Genomic DNA, 4,044 nt, shown 5'->3' on the forward strand with positions numbered 1-4,044 from the left:
TTTGGCTGCATCATTCCAGCGCAATATCCGGCGCATCTTCCTGCTTCATGCCGACCACGTGGTACCCCGCATCGACATGATGCACCTCTCCTGTCACGCCTGACGAAAGGCCGGACAGGAAATACACCCCTGCACCGCCGACGTCGTCGATCGTGACATTGCGGCGCAGGGGGGCGTTGAGTTCGTTCCATTTTAGGATGTAGCGGAAATCGCCGATTCCGCTGGCGGCCAGGGTCTTGATCGGGCCGGCGGAGATCGCGTTGACCCTGATGTTCGCCGGACCCAGATCGTTGGCGAGATATTTGACGCTAGTTTCCAGCGCGGCCTTGGCGACGCCCATGACGTTGTAATGCGGGATGACCTTTTCCGCGCCGTAATAGGTCAGCGTCAGGATCGATCCGCCGCCTTGCCCGTCTTCGGTCATCGGCGGCATCATCTTCGCGGCGCGCTGCGCTACGGCGACCAGGCTGTACGCGGAGATGTTCATCGTCATCAGGAAGTTTTCGAGGCTGGTATCGACATATTTGCCGCGCAGCTCGTTCTTGTCGGAAAAACCGATCGCGTGGACCACGAAATCGATAGTCTCCCACCGGCTTTTCAATGTCTCGAAGGCGGCGTCGAGCATCGCCATGTCCGACACGTCGCATTCGAAGGTGAAATCGGAATCAAGCTGTGCGGCGAGCGGGATGACGCGCTTCGCCAATGCTTCCCCCTGATAGGTGAACGCCAGCTGCGCCCCCTGTTCGCGCAATTGCTTCGCAATCCCCCAGGCCAGCGATTTGTCGTTCGCCAGGCCCATGATCAGCCCGCGTTTTCCTGTCATCAGACCGTTCATTGCGTATCGTTCTCCGTTACGGATTGCGGCTGCTCCCCGTTTTGACCCTGTTCCGCCCCGCCTGCCTCGCCGGTTGCTGCCAGCGCGGCGTTCAGTTCTGCGCCCAATACCATGCCCAGCCCGACGAGCCAGAAAAAGAACATCGTGACCATGATCCCGGCCAGGCTGCCATAGGTCATGTCATAGGCGAAGAACGAACGGAGCAGCGGCGGCAGGGCGGCGGTTACCGCGACCCACCAGAGCGTCACCAGCAGGGTTCCGGGCCATTTGGGATAGCGATGATGGCGATAGGCGGCTGGCGAAAGCGTGTAGAACAGCAGGTAGATGGAGACATAAAGGCCGATGGCGGGAATGATGCGGCTGATCGAAAGTTCGGTCAGCACGTCGCTGAGCCAAGGGGAATAGGTCGCGATCACTTCCTGCGCCGCGCCGATCAGGACCTGCGCGATCAGGGATATGATGAGCAGGCAAATCGCACCGATGATGACGCCGAAGGACAGCAGCCGGTACCGCCAGAACGCGAGCCTTGGCCGGGTTCTGTAGGCCCGTCTGAGGATATCGCGGATTGTTTCGACCAGCCCGGAAACTGTCCATAAGCCTACCGCACCGCCGACCCACAGGAACCATCCCGTCCGCGCGCTGATCACGTCGCGCGCCACCGGACCGATGACCTCTCCGACCACCGGAGGCAGGGCCAGCAGGATCGTGTTGATGGTTGCGGCCCGCTCGCTTTGTTCCCCGACCGCCGAAAATATCGCCGCACCCAGAATGAAGAACGGAAAAATCGACAGGATCGCCAGATACGCCAGATTGCCGGCGTGGATGGTTCCGTCCTCCCAGGTTCCGAGCAGCGTCCGCTTCAGCACCGCCCTGAACCGGGCGCCGGGGGTCATCCTGCGCTTGATCCGGTTTACCTTGGAGGCGCTGCGGACTGCCTCCGGCTGGCCGTGGTCGTCGGCATCTTCCCCGGCTTCGTGCCGTGGGACCGCGTCCTGTTCGGCGGGCATGGACTACACTCCCAGCCTCTTGCGGGGATTGCTTGTGTCGCGCCAGCCATCGAGCCGTTTGGCCAGATCCGCCAATTCCTCCGCATTGTCGCCGGGGAGGCCGATTTCCAGCGTCACCAGCTGGTCGCCGCGGCCACCATTCCTGTTCGAGAATCCCTTGCCCTTGAGGCGGAGGACCTTGCCCGAAGAACTGCCCGGGCTGACGGTCAACATCACGGCCCCGTCCACCGTCGGAACCTTCACCTTGGCGCCATTCACCGCCTCGTCCAGCGTGATCGGCAGTTCGAGGCGGACGTTGTCGCCTTCGCGGCGGAAGAAAGCGTGGGGTTCGACTGCGATGGTCACCAAACCGTCGCCTGCGCCGCCTGGCCCGGCCTGACCCTTGCCCTTCAGCCGCATCTGGGTGCCGTCCTCGACCCCGGCGGGCAGTTTCAGGTCGATCGTCTTGCCGTCCGACAGGGTGATCCGCTGGTCGGCGCGGGTGGCGGCATCGACGAAGGGGACGCGCAGCCGGTACTGGATATCCGCGCCCTTGCTGGGCGGAGGAGGCGGACGCCGTCCCCCCATCCCGGCACCGGCACCCATACCGGAACGGCCGCCGAACAGACCTTCGAAAATATCGCCGAGATCGACGCCTTCCTGCGCAAAACCGCCCATGTCTTCGGGGCGAAAGCCGCCCTGTCCGCCGGGCCGCGTGCCAAAACCGCCATCGCGGAAGCGCGAACCGCCTCCCCCGAAGCCACCCCCCGCGAAGGGGCTGGCCGGATTGCCCTCGGCGTCGATCTCGCCGCGGTCGAAGCGGGCGCGTTTGTCCTTGTCCGACAGCAGGTCGTAAGCCTGGGTGGCCGCCGAAAACCGCTCGGTGGCGTTTGGATTGTCCGTGTTCCGGTCGGGGTGGAGCTCTTTCGCGAGTTTGCGATAAGCGCTCTTGATATCCTTTTCAGTGGCGGAACGGGGGATTCCAAGGGTTGTGTAAGGATCGGCCATGGCGTGTTAGCTAGGTGTATCAGTGCGCCCTTGCAAGCCGCGCGTGTGCGCTGGCGCTTTACCGCAGGGCCTCTGTCGCGGTAGGGCGCTGCCATGACCGATGACCAATCCTTGAGCCAGATTCCTTCCGCCGATCCCTTCGCGCTGTTCGACGAATGGTATGCCGAGGCACGTTTGCGCGAGCCCAACGATTCCAATGCCATGGCGCTGGCGACGGCAACGCCGGGCGGTGCGCCTTCGGTGCGGATGGTGCTGCTCAAAGGCCACGGGCCGGATCTTGGCACCGGCGGGGGTGGCGGCTTCACCTTTTACACCAATGCGCATAGCCGCAAGGGACAGGAAATCCGCGCCAATGCAGAGGCCGCGCTGCTGTTTCACTGGAAATCGCTGCGACGCCAGATCCGCATCGAAGGAGGCTTGCGCGAGGTAGCTCCCGAAGTGGCCGACGCCTATTTCCACAGCCGCTCACGCGATTCGCAGCTCGGTGCGGTAGCATCCGACCAGTCGCGCCCGCTGGACAGCCGGACCATTTTTCTCGAACGGTATGAAGCGGCGCGGGCGCGGTTTGCGGGCGGCGAGGTCGAACGCCCGGCGCACTGGACCGGCTTCACCCTCTGCCCGCGGGCGTTCGAATTCTGGCTCGACCGGCCCAACCGGCTCCACGATCGCCGCCGGTTCGAACGCCGCACTGATGGACCGGGCTGGACCGATATGTTGCTGTACCCGTGACCGACCTTTCGCTCGGCAGCCGGTCCGCTCTGACCCGCAGCGCAGCGATTGCGTCGATGTCGACCGCCGCTGTCCTGGTGGCGCTGAAATTGTGGGCCACGTGGCAGACCGGATCGACCGCGATGCTGGGCAGCCTGGCCGATACTGCGCTCGACCTGGTCGCCAGCGCCGCGACCCTGATTGGCGTCTATATCGCCGCGCAGCCCGCCGATGCGGATCACCGGTTCGGCCACGGCAAGGCCGAATCGCTGTCGGCCATTTTCCAGGTCATGCTGATCGCGCTTTCGGCCTCCGGTATTGCATTCGGAGCCATCCGGCGGATCGTGGAGGGCGGACGGACCGAAGCCGCCCCGGCGGGGATTGCCGTGTCAATGATTGCGATCATCCTGACGATTGGGCTGCTCGCATGGCAGCGCCACGTCATCCGCAAGACAGGATCGGTGGCGATTTCGGCCGATCATGTCCATTACCAGTCAGACCTGCTGC

5 protein-coding genes are annotated in these 4,044 nt (G+C 63.9%); 2 read left to right on the top strand and 3 right to left on the bottom strand.

The features are described 5' to 3' along the window. Positions 1-10: 10 nt before the first annotated feature. Genes fabI through U0988_RS09305 form a run of 3 tightly spaced genes read right to left on the bottom strand, consistent with a single transcriptional unit; the run spans position 11 to position 2,829 of the window. Positions 11-835: an enoyl-ACP reductase FabI gene (gene fabI / locus U0988_RS09295; RefSeq protein ID WP_322292345.1), complete on the bottom strand. Its 825-nt coding sequence runs from the start codon at positions 833-835 to the stop codon at positions 11-13. Next, on the bottom strand, positions 832-1,842 hold the full coding sequence (locus U0988_RS09300; protein ID WP_322292346.1) for a YihY/virulence factor BrkB family protein: 1,011 nt from the start codon (positions 1,840-1,842) through the stop codon (positions 832-834). The genes fabI and U0988_RS09300 overlap by 4 nt, the downstream gene beginning before the upstream one ends. Before the next feature lie 3 nt (positions 1,843-1,845). After that, on the bottom strand, positions 1,846-2,829 hold the full coding sequence (locus U0988_RS09305; protein WP_322292347.1) for a J domain-containing protein: 984 nt from the start codon (positions 2,827-2,829) through the stop codon (positions 1,846-1,848). A 93-nt stretch (positions 2,830-2,922) separates the two neighbouring features. Here U0988_RS09305 and pdxH point away from each other — a divergent pair, with 93 nt between their 5' ends. Together pdxH and U0988_RS09315 are read left to right on the top strand one after the other, a co-directional pair. Beyond that, positions 2,923-3,558, top strand: coding sequence for a pyridoxamine 5'-phosphate oxidase (pdxH, locus tag U0988_RS09310; protein WP_322292348.1), 636 nt, complete (start codon positions 2,923-2,925; stop codon positions 3,556-3,558). Between the two features lie 56 nt (positions 3,559-3,614). After that, positions 3,615-4,044 (top strand): cation diffusion facilitator family transporter (locus tag U0988_RS09315; protein WP_322292349.1); only part of this gene is annotated, 430 nt, incomplete at its 3' end.

Origin of the sequence: Allopontixanthobacter sp., from assembly GCF_034376665.1 — a bacterium.
GTDB lineage: Bacteria > Pseudomonadota > Alphaproteobacteria > Sphingomonadales > Sphingomonadaceae > Allopontixanthobacter.